The sequence below is a fragment of the Sandaracinobacteroides sayramensis genome (assembly GCF_022014495.1).
GTDB lineage: Bacteria > Pseudomonadota > Alphaproteobacteria > Sphingomonadales > Sphingomonadaceae > Sandaracinobacteroides > Sandaracinobacteroides sayramense.
Map to the genome: position 1 here is coordinate 12363 of NZ_JAKLSQ010000026.1, position 15689 is coordinate 28051.

The window sequence follows — 15689 nt, forward strand, 5'->3', positions numbered from 1 at the left end:
AAGCAGAAGATGGTGGAGCCTAGCGGGATCGAACCGCTGACCTCTACAATGCCATTGTAGCGCTCTCCCAGCTGAGCTAAGGCCCCGAAACCATCTTCGTCATACCCGCCTGGGAGCGGGAGCGGCGCGATTAGCGCAAGGCGAAACCGGGTTCAAGCCAATTCCGCACCCGGCTTGCGTTTTTTTGGGCCGGCGTTTTTTTGGGCCGGCGATTCTTCGCCAGCCCGAAACTCTCGCTCAGCGATCCTCTTCGCGGTCTTCCACCACCACTTCCGACAGGTCGTCGTCGCCGCCGATGTCGACGTCGGCATCGTCCGACGGCTCGTCGCTGTCGGTGTCGTCGATGTCCAGATCGTCGGTTTCCAGCGCCGGCTCGGCCTGGGTGGCCGCGCCTTCCGCCTTGGCGGCTTCGAACGGAAGCGTCTGCTTCGACTTCAGGATCGGCTCCGGCACCCAGGCGTTGCCGCAGTTGATGCAGGTGACGGGATCGTCATGCTGCAGGTCGTAGAAGCGGGTTCCGCACTTCGGGCACTGGCGCTTGGTGCCCCATTCGGCCTTGATCACGATTAAAACTCCATTGGGCAGCAGGCCTGCCCGGCCTTTCGAGGGGCCGGCACGGCATCGCCAGAAGGCGCGCGCCTTGCCATAGGCGCGTGCCGCTGTCAAAGCCCGCGCCCATGCACGCGGAAACTCCCCATCCCCTCACGCTTGTCGCCGACGCTCCGCTGAATGGCCGGATGCAGGTGCCGGGCGACAAATCCATCTCTCACCGGGCGCTGATGCTGTCGGCGCTGGCGGTGGGCGAAAGCCGGGTGGAAGGCTTGCTGGAGGGCGAGGATGTGCTGGCGACCGCCGCCGCCATGCGGGCGATGGGCGCCGATATCGAGCGGCTCGGCCCCGGCGCCTGGCGCGTGCATGGAGTCGGCGTCGGCGGGCTGCTGCAACCGGAGGGCGCGCTGGAGATGGGCAACAGCGGCACCTCCACGCGGCTGCTGATGGGGCTGGTGGCGACCCACCCGATCACCGCCACCTTCGTCGGCGACGCCTCGCTCGGCAAGCGGCCGATGGGCCGGGTGATGGAGCCGCTCTCGCGGATGGGCGCTGCCTTCGAGGCCTCGCCCGGTGGGCGGCTGCCGCTGATGCTGCGCGGGGCGCAAACGCCGCTGCCGCTGCATTACCGGCTGCCGGTCGCCTCGGCGCAGGTGAAGTCGGCTATCCTTCTCGCCGGGCTGAACGTCCAGGCGGAAACCGTGGTGGAGGAACCCATCCCCACGCGCGACCACAGCGAACGCATGTTGCAGGGTTTCGGCGCCGACCTGACGGTGGAGCCGATGGCGGACGGCGGACGGCGCATTGCCGTGACCGGCTGGGCCGAACTGAAGCCGCAGCGGCTGGTGGTGCCGGGCGATCCCTCGTCTGCCGCCTTCCCGCTGGTGGCGGCGCTGATCGTCCCCGGCTCGGAGCTGCTGATCGAGGGCGTCGGCCTGAACCCCACGCGCGACGGCATCGTCCGCGTGCTGGAAATGATGGGCGCCGATATCGAGCGGCTGAACCCCCGGCTGGTGGGCGGCGAGCCGGTGGCGGATCTGCGCGTGCGCCATAGCGCGCTGAAGGGAATCGAGGTGCCGCCGGAAATCGCCCCTTCGATGATCGACGAATATCCGATCCTGTTCGTGGCGGCGGCGCTGGCCGAAGGCCGCACCGTGATGCGCGGGATCGAGGAATTGCGGGTGAAGGAAAGCGACCGGATCGCCACCATGGCCGAGGGGCTGCGGGCATCGGGCGTTTCGGTCGAGGAACTGCCGGACGGGCTGGTCGTCGAAGGGCGCGGCGGGGAGAAGGTGCCCGGCGGCGCCACGGTCGAGACGAGGCTGGACCATCGAATCGCCATGAGCTTCGCGGTCCTGTCGCTCGCCGCCGAGCGGCCGGTCACCGTGGACGACCGGGCGCCGATCGCCACCAGCTTCCCCGACTTCCTGCCGCTGATGACGGCCGCCGGCGCGCGCGAGGCCTGAGCTTCAGGCCGGGGCGGCAACCGTTTCCGGCAGAGGTTGGCGAACGCCGAGCCATCGCTCGATCGCCGCCGCGATCGACTCCCCCGTCCGCCCGTCGCCGAAGGGGTGAACCGGCTGCAAAGGCGCCATGGCCAGCAGGCGCTTCGCGGCGGCGACTATCCGGCCGGATTGCAGCGGCACCAGTTCCGAGGCCCCGGCGTCGATCGCCTCCGGGCGTTCGGTGCGCTCGCGCAGCACCAGAGTCCTGAGGCCGAGCGACGGCGCTTCTTCCTGCAGGCCGCCGGAATCGGTCAGCAGCAGATGCGCGCGCTGCATCATCCAGACCATCGCCACATGCTCCAGCGGTTCCATCAGATGCGCGTTTTCCAGGCCCTGGAGCTGCTGGCGCAGCACCCTGTGCACCGCCGGGTTCGGGTGCAGCGGCAGGGCGACGCGCAGGCCGTCGAAAGCCGCCAGATGCGCGAGCGCGGCGGCGATCGCCAGCAGGCGCGGGCCCTGATTCTCCCGCCGGTGCACGGTGGCCAGCAGCAGCGGCCGCCCCGGCTGCGCCGCGAAAGGGTAGCGGGCGGCAAGGCGCGCCTGCAGCCGCCTGTCGCCTGCCAGCCGGTCCCGCGTGGCGAACAGCGCGTCGATGCCGCTGTTGCCGACGACATGCACATGCTCCGCGGGGACGCCTTCGCGGCCGAGCGCTTCCGCGGCCCGCCGGCTGGGGGCGAAATGCAGGCTGGCAAGCGGCGCGATCAGCTGGCGCTGCATCTCCTCGGGGTGCGGTTCGTCCTGATCGCCGGTGCGCAGCCCGGCTTCGACATGCGCCACCGGCACGCGGGCGTAATTGCCGGCAAGGGCGCCGGCAAGCGCGCTGATCGTATCCCCCTGGACCAGGAGCAGCGACGGCCGCCAGGCCGCGACGAGCGGCGGAAGGCGGGTGAGAAGCGAGCCCAGAACCTGCGCCGGCCTCAGCCCCGCCGGGCCGGACGAAAGCTGCGCATCCGGCACGAGGCCGAATTCCGATAACATGCGGGGCGCGAGATCGGCGTGCTGCCCGGTCGCCACCAGCACCACCCGATGGCCACGGGCGCGCAGGGCCTTGATAACCGGGGACAGCTTGACCACTTCCGGTCGCGTTCCGCAAACCGCCATCAACGGCGACCTGCCATCCATGGGCGAAGGCATCCTTTTTTCCGATTGCCTTCAAAAGGCAATTCTGATGCCGACCCCGGATCGGGCATAACAGCTGGGGGGTGAAGGGGCCATCGCTTTCCGCCAGCCGATTGGCAAGGATGGTTAACTGCGGGCAATGAATCCGTTCGAATTTGTGATGAGCAGTTTCACAAAGCCCGGGTGACGGCGTGTAGGGGTTCGATTTAACCGAGCCATAACTCGACTGCGGCAGGCTGATGCGAATCGCTTGCAATGCCCCACCCTATTGAATATCAGTCGCAACAACTCATTTGCGGTGCGTGCTGCTGCATCCGGCCACGTTCCGCAGGTTGAAGCGCAAGGAAATTCGGCACGCCATGATCGTCTGCTCCTGCAATGCCCTTCGCGAAGCCCAGGTCCGGGAAATTGCGCGCGGCGGCGTGCGCTGCGAGCGGGAGGCGTATCAGCGCCTCGGCTGCCGCCCGCAATGCGGCCAGTGCCTGACCTATGCGCGGCAACTGGTGCAGGAAGAATCGGCGCGGGTTCCCGCCTGAAGAGCGGGGCGATCTTCGCCCCATCTTCCCACTCGTTCGAAAGCCTCAGCCGAGAAGGGCTCTGGCCGCTTCGGCGTCCATCGCGATCTGCGCTTTCAGCGCGTCCAGCCCGTCAAGCTGCATTTCCGGCCGAAGCCAGCCGACCAGTTCCACTTCGATTTCCGCGCCATAGAGATCGCCGGACCAGTCGAGAATCCAGGTTTCCAGCAATTCCTTCGGCGGATCGAACATCGGCCGGACGCCCAGATTGGCGACGCCCCGCGCTGTCCCGCCGTCCGGCAGTTTCACGCGAACGGCATACACGCCGTAGCGCGGCCTTTGATAGCTTCCCAGCAACTGGTTCGCGGTGGGAACGCCGATGGTGCGGCCGCGTTTGTCTCCATGCACCACAGGCGCGCGAATGGCGAAGGGGCGCGTGAGCAGGCGGGCGGCCTCGGCCATGTCGCCGGCCACAAGCGCCTCGCGGATTCGGGTGGAGGAAATGGCCTCCGCGTCGGAGGTGACGGGGCTGAGCGCCGCCGCCGTGAAGCCCAGCCCCTGCCCCAGTTGCCGCAGCGTCGCGGCCGAGCCGGAACGGCCCTTGCCGAAGGTGAAATCCTCGCCCGTCACGACATGGGCGACGCCCAGCCGTTCGGACAGCCACTCCCGCGCGAAGGCCTCGGCGGAAAGGCCGGCGAGCGCGGCATTGAACGGGATGACGATGGCCGCATCCACTCCAAGCCCATTCAGCAACGCCAGCTTCTGCGCCTTGCTGGTAAGCGCGAAGGGCGGTGTATCCGGCCGGAAGAACCGCGACGGGTGCGGATCGAAAGTGGCGACCAGCGCCGGACGGCCGGCGGCGCGGGCCGCGGCGATCGCCGCGCCGATCACCGCCTGGTGCCCCCCGTGCACGCCATCGAAATTGCCGAGTGCGACCGCGCCTCCCCGCATTTCCGCCGGAACGCGCCCGCCCTCTCCTTCCACCACGATCATGGAAGCACCGTTAGCGGCTGTTCCGCACAAAGCTCAAGAAGCTGTGTGCGGGCGCGGAGCCTTCCGCCGGATGATCTTCGCGGGCGACTTCCCGCCAGATCTCCGGCTCGGGCGCGGGGAAGAAGGCGTCCGCCCCCTCGGGCGACAAATGGATGCGGGTAAGTTCGATCCGCGTCGCCAGCGGCCGGGCGAGCGCGTAGATTTCGGCGCCGCCGATCACCATGGCCTCCGCGCCGGCCTCGGCCAGCGCTTCCGGTAAACCCGGAACCACGGTCACGCCTTGCGCGCTCCAGTCCGGCGAGCGGGTGATCACGATGTTCCGCCGCCCGGGAAGGGGGCGGCCGATCGATTCGAAGGTCTTGCGCCCCATCACCACCGGCTTGCCCAGGGTTAGGCGCTTGAAACGCCTGAGATCCGCCGGCAGGTGCCAGGGCATCTGCCCCTTGCGGCCGATCACCGCATTGTCGGCGGCGGCCACCACCAGCACGATTTCCAGCCCCACCGCTGCCGCTTCGCTCATGCGCTGTGGCGCGGCAGGCGTCGCAGGGTCTTCAGCAGGCTGGAATAGAAGCAGATGGAAATCACCCCCATCGCCGCCACCGCCGCCGCGCCGATCACTTCGAAGGCCCAGCGCCCGAGGCTCCACCCCGTTTCCGGCTGGCCTCCGGCGATGGTGCCGATCGCCCCCACCGCCACGCCGATCGCCAATATGCCGAAATAGAGGATGAACATCCCCAGCGTCAGGATCAGCAGGGCGCCGAGGATCTTCAGCGCATAACCTTCCGTCAGCCGCCAGCTTTCCTTCAGCGCCTCCAGCGGATCGTGCGGCCCGACGGAGACCGTCGGCAACGCCACCGAAAACCGCGCCAGCAGCCACAGGCCGGGGACGATCAGCAGCAGCAGCCCGACGAAAATGGCGATGCCCTGCATCAGCACCACCGCCATCGCCGGCAGCAGCAGCCTTGCGGAGCGCGCGATCACCTGCCCCAGCGTCAGGCCGGCGGTGCCGTCATGGACGGCGAGGAAAGCCACCGACACCTGCCCGACCAGCGTCGCCAGCAAGCCGGCCAGCCCCGCCGCCAGCATCAGCATGGCAAGCGCCATATCGGGCCCCATATCGGGTCTGGCGTTCGGCCCCTGCTCGGGCGTCACCACCGCGATCAGGATCTGCGGCAGGAACAGGAAAGCGGCGGCCAGCGGCCACAAAATCTCCCCATGGCGGCGCACGAGATCGAGCGTATCGGCCCAGAGCGGGCCGAAGCTCAGCGGATTATCGGAGGAGCCCGGCCCGGCGTCTGCCATGGGTGTGGAATCAGCCGGCCTGGATGCCGCTGTCGGCGATCAGCGCCTGCAGCTCGCCCGCCTCGAACATTTCCATCATGATGTCCGAGCCGCCGACGAACTCGCCCTTCACATAGAGCTGCGGGATGGTCGGCCAGTCGGAATAGCCCTTGATTCCCTGGCGCACGTCCTGATCCTGCAGCACGTCGACCGAGTGGAAGGGCACGTCCAGATGCTCGAGGATGGCGACCGCCCGGCTGGAAAAGCCGCATTGCGGAAAGAGCGGCGTGCCCTTCATGAACAGGACCACGTCATGGCCCCTGACGATGCCGTCGATGCGTTGCTGAACCGGGTCCATCATATTTCTCCTGCCGGCGCGGGGGCCGGCACCGAAGTGGTCAATTGCAGCGCGTGCAACTGGCCGCCCATGCGGCCGCCGAGCGCTGCGTAGACAAGCTGGTGCTGCTTCACGCGGCTGAGGCCGGCGAAGCTTGCGGAGACCACATGCGCCGCCCAATGATCGTCGTCACCGGCCAGATCGGTGAGCGTCACATCCGCATCGGGAATGGCGGTCAGGATCGCCGCTTCGATCTCATGGCCGGGCATCGGCATTTCAGCCGGCCTGCTCGATCTGCGCGCGGGCTTCCGCCGCGAAGCGGGAGAGCATCTCGCGAATCTCGATGTCGCTGGTTTCGACGCCGCCCTTGAGGAGGTCGCCGATCAGCTTGCGGATCACATCCTCGTCGCCGGTTTCCTCGAAGTCGGCCTGCACGACCGCCTTCGCATAAGCTTCGGACTCGGCTTCGGTGAGGCCGAGGCGGGCGGCGGCCCATTGGCCGATCAGCCGGTTGCGCCGCGCGGTGACTCGAAACTCCTTGTCCGCATCGTGCGCGAATTTCGCTTCATGGGCCTTTTCCCGGTCTTCGAACATCTTGCTCATTGGCACCTTCCGCGCCGCGCCCTTGTGCGCCAGCTTTCATGGGCGAGATAGGCTGCCCGCGAAGGGGTTTCAACCAAAGCTTGATCCCGGCCGCCGCAATCGCAAGACTGGCGGCGGCCGGATTCGCATATCCCGGCTTCTCAACCCGCCAACACAGGGGAAAAGACCGCATGGCGACGAAGTTCGAACTCTACAAGGACAAGGCCGGCGAGCATCGCTGGCGGCTGAAGCATTCCAACGGCAATATCATCGCCGCCTCGTCGGAGGGCTATTCGTCGAAGGCTTCCGCTCTTCACGGAATCGAGATCGTCAAGGCCAGCAAGGATTCGCCGGTAGAGGAAGTCTGATCGGCCTTCAGCCGATAGGAGATGTTTGATCGGCCTTCAGCCGATACGGGGCGGGTTGCCGCTGCGCGCCAGTTCGTCGGCAAGGGCCTGAAGGGCGGAGCGCAGGCCATCGTCCTTCACGCCTGACAGGGCATTCTCTCCCAACGGAGAAAGATTCGACTCCGCCGGCCGCTCGGCGGGCGGCGGAGCCGGGCTGGCCGGCGGCCGCGGCACTTCGCCCTGCACCAGCTTCAGCTTCGCCACCGCATTGTGGCCGAGGATTCGATTCACCCGCTCGATCAGTTGCGGGGCGACATGCTGCACCTGCAGGGCGAAAGGCCCCTCCACCCGCACGGTCAGCGTGCCGCCCACCGTCTGCCCGCGCGGGAAGCGCAGCGTTTCCGGCACCGACCACCGGGCGTAGACCGGCCCCACCACATCGCGCCAGCGGGCCAGCAGCGCGCCATGGGTGAAACCGAAGCGGCGGAAGGCGACGCCCCCCACCTCCGGCAGCAGCGCCCCCACCTCGCGCACGCCGTTGCGGCGGGGAGGCGCAGGGGCAGGCTGTTTCGGAGGCTTCGCCATGGCGTCAGCCTGTGCCAGAGAGCGGCCATGGCCGTCGACCGATTTTCCACGCAATTGCTGAACTGGTACGACCGGCATGCCCGCGCCCTGCCCTGGCGCCTGCCGCCGGGATCGCCCGGGCGGCCCGATCCTTACGCCATCTGGCTGTCGGAGATCATGGCGCAGCAGACGACGGTCGCGGCCGTCGAACGCTATTGGCGGCGCTTTCTGGAACTTTGGCCGACGGTGCAGGCGCTGGCCGGCGCCGACGAGGCGCAGGTGATGCGGGAATGGGCCGGGCTCGGCTATTACGCCCGCGCGCGCAACCTGATCGCCGCCGCGCGCGAGGTGGCGGCGCGCGGCGGCTTTCCCGAAACCGAAGCGGAACTGAGAGCGCTGCCCGGAGTCGGCCCCTATACGGCGGCGGCGATCGCAGCGATCGCGTTTGGCGAACGGGCAACCGTGATCGACGCCAATGTCGAGCGGGTGGCAGCGCGCTGTTTCGCGATTCGCGAGCCTTTGCCCGGCGGCCGGGCGCAGATCGCCGCCGCCCTCTCCCCGCATGTGCCAGCCGGGCGGCCGGGCGATTTCGCGCAGGCGCTGATGGACCTCGGCGCCAGCATCTGCACGCCGAAAGCGCCGCGCTGCCTGCTCTGCCCGCTGCAAGCCTTTTGCGTCGGCCATGCCAGCGGCTCGCCCGAGGATTATCCGCAAAAGGCCGCGAAGAAGGCCCGGCCGGTAAAGCAGGGCCTCGCCTGGTGGATCGAGCGGGATGGCAACGTGGCGCTGGTGCGCCGGCCGCCGCGCGGAATGCTGGGCGGCATGCTGGCGCTTCCGGGCACCGGCTGGTCGGAAGCGGAACAGGCCGCCTATCCTTTCGACGCCGACTGGCGGACGCTGCCAGGCCATGTCCGCCACATCTTCACCCATTTCGAGCTTCGGCTGTCGGTCGCCGTCGCCCCGGCGCCGGTGCGCTGGAACAGGCTTGGCGAGGAGCCGCTCTTCTGGACCCCGCGCGAAGCGCTAGCTGGCGCAGGCTTGCCGACGCTATACGCACGCGCCGTGACGCTTGCCCTGGAACTGGAACCCAGCCCGACATGACCAACACCGCAATTCCCATGGGCTTCACCGGCTCGCCGCTCGACAAGGCCGACCATCTCCGGCGCGACGCGGCGGCCATTCAGGCGGCGCGGATGCACCCCGCCGCCCGCTTCCTGATCCTGGAGGATATGAAGCCGCTGCTGAACGAGGCCGGTGACGAGCTGTTCTGGGCACGCCGGAGCGAGGCGCCTTCGGGCACCAGCATCTTCCTGGGGCTCACGGCGGACGGCGAGCCGCGCTTCGCGGTGGACGGCAAGGCCGACGACGACCTGCCGGCGCGCGCCGTCGATGCGCGGACGGCGGGGGCCAGCCTCGCCGAGGGGCGGGCGGCGATCGTCGCCCAGGCGCGTTCCGTGCTGGACTGGCACCGGCGGCATGGCTTCTGCGCCGCCTGCGGCTCGCGAACCCGGATCGAGAAGGCCGGCTACAGCCGGCTGTGCGAATCCTGCGGCGCCGAGCATTTCCCGCGAGTCGACCCGGTCGTCATCATGCTCGCCGAAAGGGAAGAGAAGGTGCTGGTGGGGCGCGGGGCGAATTTCCCGCCGAATTTCTTCTCGGCGCTGGCCGGCTTCGTGGAGCCGGGCGAGTCGCTGGAGGAAGCGGTCGCGCGCGAGCTTCACGAGGAGGCGGGAATCCGCGTTTCCAATGTGCGTTTCGGGGCAAGCCAGCCCTGGCCCTTCCCGTCCAGCCTGATGATGGGCGCCTTCGCCACGGCCGAGGGCTTCGACCTCAGCCTCGACCCGACCGAGATCGCCGACGCCCGCTGGGTCAGCCGGGAGGAGGTGCGCGCGGCGCTTCGAGGAGAGGCGGAGTGGAAGGCGCCGCCGCCGCTGGCGATCGCCCATTGGCTGCTGTCGAACTGGGCGGAAGGGTGCGCGGGCTGAACGGGTCCAGCGGCTCCACCAGTTCCAGAAGCGGGCGCGCCCGGTCCAGCAGGCGGGCGGCGTCCTCGGCCGGCATCGGCTTTCCGAAATAGAATCCCTGCACATGCGCGCAGCCGAGCCGGCGCATGGCTTCGAACTCGGCGCGGGTTTCGGCGCCCTCGGCGGTGGTCTCCATGCCCAGCCGCTCCGCCAGCGCGACGATGGCCTGGATAATCGCGGTCGATTCGCCACCATCGGTGGCGCTGGCGCGCACGAAGCTGCGGTCGATCTTGATCCGGCGGAAGGCGATCTTCTGCAGATAGCCGAGCGAGGAATAGCCGGTGCCGAAATCGTCCAGCGCGAAGCCGACGCCCATCTCCTGCAATTCCGCCAGCATCGCCGCCGTCTGCGCCCGCTCGTCCAGGAACAGGCTTTCGGTCAGTTCCAGTTCCAGCCGTTCGGGCGCGATGTTCCAGCGCCTGAGCGTGGCGCGCACCATCTCCACCAGCCCCGGATCGTCGAACTGCAGGGGCGATATGTTGACGGCGACGCGCACATTGCGCGGCCATGCGGAAGCGACCCGGCAGGCTTCGTTCAGCACCCAGGCGCCGATTCGGGCGATCTGGCCGGAATCCTCGGCGATCGGGATGAACAGCGCCGGGGATATCTCCCCCTGCTGCGGATGGCGCCAGCGCAGCAGCGCCTCGAAGCCCACCACCCGTTCGTCCAGCGCGTCCACCACCGGCTGGAAGGCCAGACGGAACTGCCCGCCCGACAGCGCGTGGCGCAGGTCCAGCTCCAGCGAATGCCGGTCTTCCGCCCGCTTGTGGATGGCGCGATTGTAGGCGCGAACGCTGCCGCGCCCCTTCGCCTTCACATCGTAAAGCGCGAGATCGGCGGCGCGCATCAGCGCCTCCACGGTGCTGCCATCCTCAGGGCCGATGGCAAGGCCGATGCTGGCGCCGATCACCGCCGGCTTGCCGGCGATCTGATAGGGCTGGCTCAGCCGCTCGATCAGCGTTTCGCCCAGCGCCACCGCATCCTGAAGGCTGGCCGAGCGCAGCAGCACGGCGAACTCGTCCCCGCCCAGCCGCCCGACCAGCGCGCGCGGGCCGGCGCCAAGCGCCACCTGCTCGCGCAGGCGCGCGCCCACTTCCGCCAGCAGCCGATCGCCGGCGCCATGGCCAAGGCTGTCGTTCACCGCCTTGAACCGGTCCAGATCGACGAACAGCAGCGCCACCCCCTGCCCTTCGGCGGCTGGGCCCACCGCCAGCGCGTCGGCCAGCGCCTGGTGGACGATCCGCCGGTTGACCAGCCCGGTCAGCGAATCGAAGGTTGCCAGTTCGGCGATCCGCTCGGCGGCGCGCTGGCGGTCCGTCACGTCGGAGCCTACGCCGCGATAGCCGGTCGGGCAGCCGTCGCGGTCGAACTTCGGCGTGCCCGAAAGCGACCACCAGCGGACTTCGCCCTCCACCTCCACCCGCAGCAATATGTCGCGGAACGGGTGGCCGCGGCGGACGGCTTCGAACAGCTCGCGCGCCGAATCCCGGTCCGACAGGAAGCGGGACCAGTGCTGGCCCACGACCTCGTCCACGGGCCGCCGCAAGGCTTCGGCGAAGCGGCTGGAGGCGAAGGTCAGCCGCCCGCCGGGGTCGAACTCGAACAGCCATTCCGAGCCATTGGCCTCGAATTCGTTCAGCAGCAGGCGCACCACCTCCTCCTGCTCGCGCACCCGCTCCTTCAGACGGATTCGCACCAGCGTGCCCTGCGTCGTCACCAGCGTGCCGCGCGCCATGAACAGGATGAAGCTCAGCATCACCACCGTTACCGGCCAGGCCTCCGCCCCGTGATGCCGGAACAGCCCGGCCATGGTGGCGATCGCCACCAGCCCCCACATGGCGATCGAGCCGAGCGGCCAGACGATGGTGGAGAAAGACATGCAGCCCATGCCGGCCATCGCCATCGCCACCACCAGTATCGCTTCCCCCGGCGCCGCCTGCCCCAGCGCCTGATGGAAGACGAGCGCCCAGCTCGATCCGACCAGCGCGAGGTTCAGGAGGGATCGGAAAACCGCGGCCCGGCCGACCGGCGCGGCGCGCTGCAGGCGGCGCGCCCGGCGCCGGCCCGAACCGAGCGCCAGAGCCAGCGCATGCGCCACCACCAGCCAGACGAGCGCGAAGCCGGGAAGCCGGCCGCCGAAGATTCCCAGCAACAAGGCGCCGTTCACCACCGCGATGGCGATGTTGAACGGCAGATAGCGATCGAAGAAGGAGAGTTGCGCCCGGCGCACCCGTTGCCAGAACGGGTCGCCTTCCGGCCCTACGCCGATAAGGTCCACCGCCTGCAGCCGCACCGACTGATCGGGCGGCTTGAACATCATCGACATGGCGGTATCCCGGCCGGGCACCGGCACATGCGATGGAAGCGATTGCGCGTGGCCGTCATCCCAGGGGAGAACGGCCGGGCTTCAGGAAGTTTAAGGCGCCGCGACTTCGGGCGGCACCATGGCGTAGCTTCCCAGCAGCCGCACCCATTTCGAATGAAACGCCAGTTCCTCCAGCGCCCGCGCCACCGCCGGGCTTTCCGGGTGACCCTCTATGTCGATCAGGAACTCGGCGGCGACGAAAGCCCCCCCGCGCAAATGGCTTTCCAGCCGCGTGAGGTTGATGCCGTTGGTGGCGAAACCGCCCAGCGCCTTGAACAGCGCGGCCGGCACGTTCTTCACTTCGAAGGAAAGCGTCGTCTTCACCGGCGCATCCTCCGCCCGGACGGCGCGCGGGGTGCGGGACAATATCAGGAAGCGCGTGCGATTATGGTCGGCGTCCTGAAGTCCGTCCAGCAGCAGGCTGTTGCCGTAAAGCTCCCCCGCCAGACGCGAGGCGATCGCCGCCACCCGGATGTCGCCTTCGCCGGCCACGGCCGCCGCCGCCGCGGCGGTATCCGCATAGCTGGTGGACACCAGCCCCAGCTCCCGCGTGCGCTTGCGGCACTGGCCCAGCGCCTGCGGGTGGGAAGTGACCTGCCGGACACCGGCAAGCATCGCCCCCGGGGGCCCCAGCAGGCAATGCTCCACCTTCACATAATGTTCGCCGACGATCGAAAGCCCCGATTCCGGCAACAGGAAATGCACGTCCGCGACCCGGCCATGCAGATTGTTCTCGACCGGAATCACCCCCAGGCGCGCCCGCCCTTCCGAAACGGCGGCGATCGCATCCTCGAAGCTGAAGCAGGGATAAGGCAGGCCGTCCGGCACGGTTTCGCGCACCGCCTGGTGCGAATAGGCCCCGGGCGCGCCCTGAAAGGCGATGGCGCGCGCCGGCTCCGCCTCGGCGGCGGCGCGCATCTGGTCGACAAGGGCTTGAGCGAGGGGCGGATAGCTTTGCATGCGCCGGGCGATGCCTTGGCGGCCGGGTCCAGTCAATCGCGCGGAATCGGCACGCGAGACCGGCGTGCGGAACCGGCCGCCGGCGCTGGCGCAATTTGCGAGTGGCCGGCCGTCGCCCGCCCCGAGACCATTGCCAAGCCGGACGCCGCTTTCTATGAGGCGCGGAACCAAGCGCGGCGGGCCCCGCGCAGCCCGGGCCCTTACCCGGTGGGGAAGGCCTGGCGCTGGCGCAACAGCCGGCACATTTGGAGTGCATCACAGGTGGACAGCTACGAGTGGAACAAGATCGCCGGCTGGGTTCTGACAGCGGCCGCCACGGTTCTGGGCCTGTCGATCCTGACGGGCGCGATGTTCCAGGCGCACAAGCCGGAAACGCCAGCCTTCATCGTGGAAGGCGTTGAGGAAGAAGGCGGATCCGCCGGCGGCGGCGCGGTCGCCGAAAAGCCGATCGCCGCCTATCTCGCCTCGGCCGACATCGCCAGGGGCGAAGCGCAGTTCAAGAAGTGCGCCTCGTGCCACACCATCGAAAAGGGCGGCGCCACCGGCATCGGCCCGAACCTCTATGGAATCGTCGGCGCCAAGCATGCGCACATCGGATCCTTCGGCTATTCCGAAGCGATGAAGGCGACCGCCGAGAAAAGCTGGGACTGGGACGCTTTGTCGCACTGGGTGGCCAATCCGAAGAAATACATCCCCGGCAACAAGATGAGCTTCGCCGGAATCGGCAAGCCGGAAGACCGGGCGAACCTGATCGCCTTCCTGAATTCCAAGAGCGACAACCCCCTGCCGCTGCCGGCGGTACCCGCCGAAGCCCCGGCGGCGGACGCCGGCGCCACGCCCGATGCCGCGCCCGCAGACGCCCCCCCAACCGAGGGCGGCGCGACTGCCGCTGAAGCGGCCCCGGCGGCGGATACACCCGTCAAGGCCTGACGTTCCGACATCCCCCCACCGCCATGTGCGAGGGGAGGATGAAAATCGCACGCGGCTGGTCCCAGCCGCGTGCGATTTTCCTTTTCCGGTCAAACGGCTTTGCTAATCTTGCCGGCATGTTCTGTTCGCGTCTGCTTGCCGCCGCTGCGGTATCCGCCCTTCTCGCCGCCTGCTCGTCCGATGGTGGCCCGGCATCCGGCCCGGGCGACACGGGGGTGACGCCGACTCCCGCGCCGACACCTGCGCCCACGCCTGTAGCGGGCTGCTCCTTGAGCGAGCGGAAGAACTGGGCGACGGCGCAGATGAACGAATGGTATCTCTTCCCTGAAACCCTGCCGGCCTCCCCCAACCCCTCAGGCTATTCCAGCCTCTGGGAATATGTGGATTCCTTGACGGCAATGGCCCGTGCGCAGGGGCGCGATCGCTATTTCACCTATGTGACCTCGATCCGCGAGGAAGAGGCCTATTATCAATCCGGCTCGACGGCGGCCTTCGGCTTTCGCCTGCAAATCGACACCGTCGCCCGCCGGCTGTTCGTGACCGAGGTTTATGAAAACACGCCGGCGGCCCTCGCCGGCTTCCGGCGCGGAAGCGAGATCCTGGCCATCGGCTCCAGTGGCAGCGACCTGCGCACGGTGGTGAGCCTGATCGACTCGGATGGCGAAGCCGGAATCTGGCAGGCGCTGGGCGCCTCCGATGCCGGGCTCGCGCGCGCCATCCGCCATGTCACCAATGGCGACACGGCGACGCCCATGGTCACCAAGCGGGAGTTCGATCTGCCGCCCGTGCCGCAGGACAATGGCGTGCGCGTTCTGGAAGAAGACGGCCGCAAGATCGGCTATCTGAACCTCAGAACCTTCATTTCCACCGCCGACCCTGCCCTTCGCAATGCCTTCCGCCGCTTCCGCGCCGAAGGAATCGACCATGTCATCATCGACCTGCGCTACAATGGCGGCGGCCTTATCCGCACCGCCGAGTTGCTGGGCGATCTGCTGGGCGGCGGCCGCAACGGCACGGATGTGCAGTCCTACACGGCATTCCGCCCCTCCAAATCGCAATATGACGAGACGCGGCGCTTCCAGCTCCAGCCCGAATCGATCTCGCCGGCGAAGCTCGCCTTCATCGTGACCGGGGACAGCGCTTCGGCCAGCGAAATGGTCATCAACGCCATGACTCCCTGGCTCAGGGAAAACAGCGCTATCATCGGTTCCAACACCTATGGCAAGCCGGTCGGCCAGATCGCGAGAGACCGCGCAGCCTGCGACGACCGGCTGAGGATCATTGCCCTCCAGATCCAGAATGCCGATCGGCGGGGAGACTATTTCGACGGGCTCGCCGGACGAACGGGCGCCAGCTGCCGGGCGGAGGATGATCTCTCCCACGCCATGGGCAGCGCGCAGGAGGCCTCCACCAGAACCGCGATCGACTTCCTGATGGGCCGCAGTTGCACGCCTGTCGCCGCAGGTTCGCGCGCCATGTCGGCCGACACCGCGCAACGCGCGCTTCTGGTGCCGAAGCGGCCGACGACCGCGCAGCGCGAAGCCCCGGGGACTTTCTAGGGCGGCCGTTGCGTTCGCCGTTCGAATCCGCCCGTCTGAACGGGGCCTGCCCCGGATGG

The 15689-nt window shown here is 68.5% G+C and carries 18 protein-coding genes and 1 tRNA gene; 7 read left to right on the top strand and 12 right to left on the bottom strand.

What is annotated here, in order from left to right; translation table 11 throughout:
• Nucleotides 1–10: 10 nt before the first annotated feature.
• Both L6Q21_RS16170 and L6Q21_RS16175 read right to left on the bottom strand, forming a co-directional pair.
• Nucleotides 11–86, bottom strand: a tRNA-Ala gene (locus tag L6Q21_RS16170).
• Nucleotides 87–237: 151 nt separating this feature from the next.
• Entirely contained in the window at nucleotides 238–564 is a 327-nt protein-coding gene (locus tag L6Q21_RS16175; RefSeq protein ID WP_237831786.1) for a TIGR02300 family protein, read from the bottom strand.
• A 113-nt stretch (nucleotides 565–677) separates the two neighbouring features.
• Here L6Q21_RS16175 and aroA point away from each other — a divergent pair, with 113 nt between their 5' ends.
• Nucleotides 678–2015 (top strand): 3-phosphoshikimate 1-carboxyvinyltransferase, encoded by a 1338-nt coding sequence (aroA, locus tag L6Q21_RS16180; RefSeq protein WP_237831787.1) that lies wholly within the window; start codon nucleotides 678–680, stop codon nucleotides 2013–2015.
• Between the two features lie 3 nt (nucleotides 2016–2018).
• Here aroA and wecB read toward each other — a convergent pair whose 3' ends face one another.
• Complete coding sequence (wecB, locus tag L6Q21_RS16185; protein WP_336246250.1) at nucleotides 2019–3188, bottom strand: non-hydrolyzing UDP-N-acetylglucosamine 2-epimerase; 1170 nt, start codon at nucleotides 3186–3188, stop codon at nucleotides 2019–2021.
• Between the two features lie 287 nt (nucleotides 3189–3475).
• On the opposite strand from wecB, the gene L6Q21_RS16190 reads away from it, so the two are divergent.
• Nucleotides 3476–3709, top strand: coding sequence for a (2Fe-2S)-binding protein (locus L6Q21_RS16190; protein WP_336246251.1), 234 nt, complete (start codon nucleotides 3476–3478; stop codon nucleotides 3707–3709).
• Between the two features lie 45 nt (nucleotides 3710–3754).
• On the opposite strand, the gene L6Q21_RS16195 is transcribed toward L6Q21_RS16190, so the two are convergent.
• From L6Q21_RS16195 to L6Q21_RS16220, 6 genes are read right to left on the bottom strand one after another with little or no spacing between them, the layout of a single operon-like run.
• Nucleotides 3755–4681, bottom strand: coding sequence for a bifunctional riboflavin kinase/FAD synthetase (locus L6Q21_RS16195; protein WP_237831789.1), 927 nt, complete (start codon nucleotides 4679–4681; stop codon nucleotides 3755–3757).
• Between the two features lie 10 nt (nucleotides 4682–4691).
• Nucleotides 4692–5201 (bottom strand): dihydrofolate reductase, encoded by a 510-nt coding sequence (locus L6Q21_RS16200; protein ID WP_237831790.1) that lies wholly within the window; start codon nucleotides 5199–5201, stop codon nucleotides 4692–4694.
• A complete protein-coding gene (locus L6Q21_RS16205) occupies nucleotides 5198–5983 on the bottom strand; it encodes a glycerophosphoryl diester phosphodiesterase membrane domain-containing protein (RefSeq protein ID WP_237831791.1) in 786 nt (261 codons plus the stop codon). The genes L6Q21_RS16200 and L6Q21_RS16205 overlap by 4 nt, the downstream gene beginning before the upstream one ends.
• A gap of 10 nt (nucleotides 5984–5993) precedes the next feature.
• Complete coding sequence (gene grxD, locus L6Q21_RS16210; protein ID WP_237831792.1) at nucleotides 5994–6323, bottom strand: Grx4 family monothiol glutaredoxin; 330 nt, start codon at nucleotides 6321–6323, stop codon at nucleotides 5994–5996.
• Complete coding sequence (locus L6Q21_RS16215) at nucleotides 6320–6574, bottom strand: BolA/IbaG family iron-sulfur metabolism protein (protein WP_237831793.1); 255 nt, start codon at nucleotides 6572–6574, stop codon at nucleotides 6320–6322. The genes grxD and L6Q21_RS16215 overlap by 4 nt, the downstream gene beginning before the upstream one ends.
• A 1-nt stretch (nucleotide 6575) precedes the next feature.
• Nucleotides 6576–6902: a DUF1476 domain-containing protein gene (locus L6Q21_RS16220; protein ID WP_237831794.1), complete on the bottom strand. Its 327-nt coding sequence runs from the start codon at nucleotides 6900–6902 to the stop codon at nucleotides 6576–6578.
• Between the two features lie 170 nt (nucleotides 6903–7072).
• On the opposite strand from L6Q21_RS16220, the gene L6Q21_RS16225 reads away from it, so the two are divergent.
• The gene (locus L6Q21_RS16225; RefSeq protein ID WP_237831795.1) at nucleotides 7073–7249 is read left to right on the top strand and encodes a YegP family protein; all 177 of its coding nucleotides are present in this window, start codon (nucleotides 7073–7075) and stop codon (nucleotides 7247–7249) included.
• A gap of 36 nt (nucleotides 7250–7285) precedes the next feature.
• Here L6Q21_RS16225 and L6Q21_RS16230 read toward each other — a convergent pair whose 3' ends face one another.
• Nucleotides 7286–7813, bottom strand: a complete 528-nt coding sequence (locus L6Q21_RS16230; RefSeq protein ID WP_237831796.1) for a DUF721 domain-containing protein — start codon at nucleotides 7811–7813, stop codon at nucleotides 7286–7288.
• 27 nt (nucleotides 7814–7840) lie between these two features.
• On the opposite strand from L6Q21_RS16230, the gene L6Q21_RS16235 reads away from it, so the two are divergent.
• Both L6Q21_RS16235 and nudC read left to right on the top strand, forming a co-directional pair.
• On the top strand, nucleotides 7841–8893 hold the full coding sequence (locus tag L6Q21_RS16235; RefSeq protein ID WP_237831797.1) for an A/G-specific adenine glycosylase: 1053 nt from the start codon (nucleotides 7841–7843) through the stop codon (nucleotides 8891–8893).
• Nucleotides 8890–9777 (top strand): NAD(+) diphosphatase, encoded by an 888-nt coding sequence (gene nudC, locus L6Q21_RS16240; RefSeq protein ID WP_237831798.1) that lies wholly within the window; start codon nucleotides 8890–8892, stop codon nucleotides 9775–9777. Before L6Q21_RS16235 ends, nudC begins: the two co-directional genes overlap by 4 nt.
• On the opposite strand, the gene L6Q21_RS16245 is transcribed toward nudC, so the two are convergent.
• Nucleotides 9662–12142 carry a putative bifunctional diguanylate cyclase/phosphodiesterase gene (locus L6Q21_RS16245; RefSeq protein WP_237831799.1) on the bottom strand — a complete coding sequence of 827 codons (2481 nt, stop codon included), beginning with the start codon at nucleotides 12140–12142 and terminating at the stop codon, nucleotides 9662–9664. The genes nudC and L6Q21_RS16245 overlap by 116 nt on opposite strands.
• Nucleotides 12143–12232: 90 nt before the next feature.
• Complete coding sequence (locus tag L6Q21_RS16250) at nucleotides 12233–13141, bottom strand: prephenate dehydratase (protein WP_237831800.1); 909 nt, start codon at nucleotides 13139–13141, stop codon at nucleotides 12233–12235.
• 261 nt (nucleotides 13142–13402) lie between these two features.
• Between L6Q21_RS16250 and L6Q21_RS16255 the strand changes: the two genes are divergently transcribed.
• Both L6Q21_RS16255 and L6Q21_RS16260 read left to right on the top strand, forming a co-directional pair.
• Nucleotides 13403–14071 (top strand): c-type cytochrome, encoded by a 669-nt coding sequence (locus L6Q21_RS16255; protein WP_237831801.1) that lies wholly within the window; start codon nucleotides 13403–13405, stop codon nucleotides 14069–14071.
• Nucleotides 14072–14187: 116 nt separating this feature from the next.
• Nucleotides 14188–15630, top strand: coding sequence for a S41 family peptidase (locus L6Q21_RS16260; protein ID WP_237831802.1), 1443 nt, complete (start codon nucleotides 14188–14190; stop codon nucleotides 15628–15630).
• Nucleotides 15631–15689 lie beyond the last annotated feature (59 nt).

Coding starts and splice junctions, on each gene's coding strand:
- aroA (WP_237831787.1), top strand. CDS start 678: ATGCACGCGGAAACTCCCCATCCCCTCACGCTTGTCGCCGACGCTCCG.
- wecB (WP_336246250.1), bottom strand. CDS start 3,188: ATGCCTTCGCCCATGGATGGCAGGTCGCCGTTGATGGCGGTTTGCGGA.
- L6Q21_RS16195 (WP_237831789.1), bottom strand. CDS start 4,681: ATGATCGTGGTGGAAGGAGAGGGCGGGCGCGTTCCGGCGGAAATGCGG.
- L6Q21_RS16200 (WP_237831790.1), bottom strand. CDS start 5,201: ATGAGCGAAGCGGCAGCGGTGGGGCTGGAAATCGTGCTGGTGGTGGCC.
- L6Q21_RS16205 (WP_237831791.1), bottom strand. CDS start 5,983: ATGGCAGACGCCGGGCCGGGCTCCTCCGATAATCCGCTGAGCTTCGGC.
- grxD (WP_237831792.1), bottom strand. CDS start 6,323: ATGATGGACCCGGTTCAGCAACGCATCGACGGCATCGTCAGGGGCCAT.
- L6Q21_RS16215 (WP_237831793.1), bottom strand. CDS start 6,574: ATGCCGATGCCCGGCCATGAGATCGAAGCGGCGATCCTGACCGCCATT.
- L6Q21_RS16220 (WP_237831794.1), bottom strand. CDS start 6,902: ATGAGCAAGATGTTCGAAGACCGGGAAAAGGCCCATGAAGCGAAATTC.
- L6Q21_RS16225 (WP_237831795.1), top strand. CDS start 7,073: ATGGCGACGAAGTTCGAACTCTACAAGGACAAGGCCGGCGAGCATCGC.
- L6Q21_RS16230 (WP_237831796.1), bottom strand. CDS start 7,813: ATGGCGAAGCCTCCGAAACAGCCTGCCCCTGCGCCTCCCCGCCGCAAC.
- L6Q21_RS16235 (WP_237831797.1), top strand. CDS start 7,841: ATGGCCGTCGACCGATTTTCCACGCAATTGCTGAACTGGTACGACCGG.
- nudC (WP_237831798.1), top strand. CDS start 8,890: ATGACCAACACCGCAATTCCCATGGGCTTCACCGGCTCGCCGCTCGAC.
- L6Q21_RS16245 (WP_237831799.1), bottom strand. CDS start 12,142: ATGTCGATGATGTTCAAGCCGCCCGATCAGTCGGTGCGGCTGCAGGCG.
- L6Q21_RS16250 (WP_237831800.1), bottom strand. CDS start 13,141: ATGCAAAGCTATCCGCCCCTCGCTCAAGCCCTTGTCGACCAGATGCGC.
- L6Q21_RS16260 (WP_237831802.1), top strand. CDS start 14,188: ATGTTCTGTTCGCGTCTGCTTGCCGCCGCTGCGGTATCCGCCCTTCTC.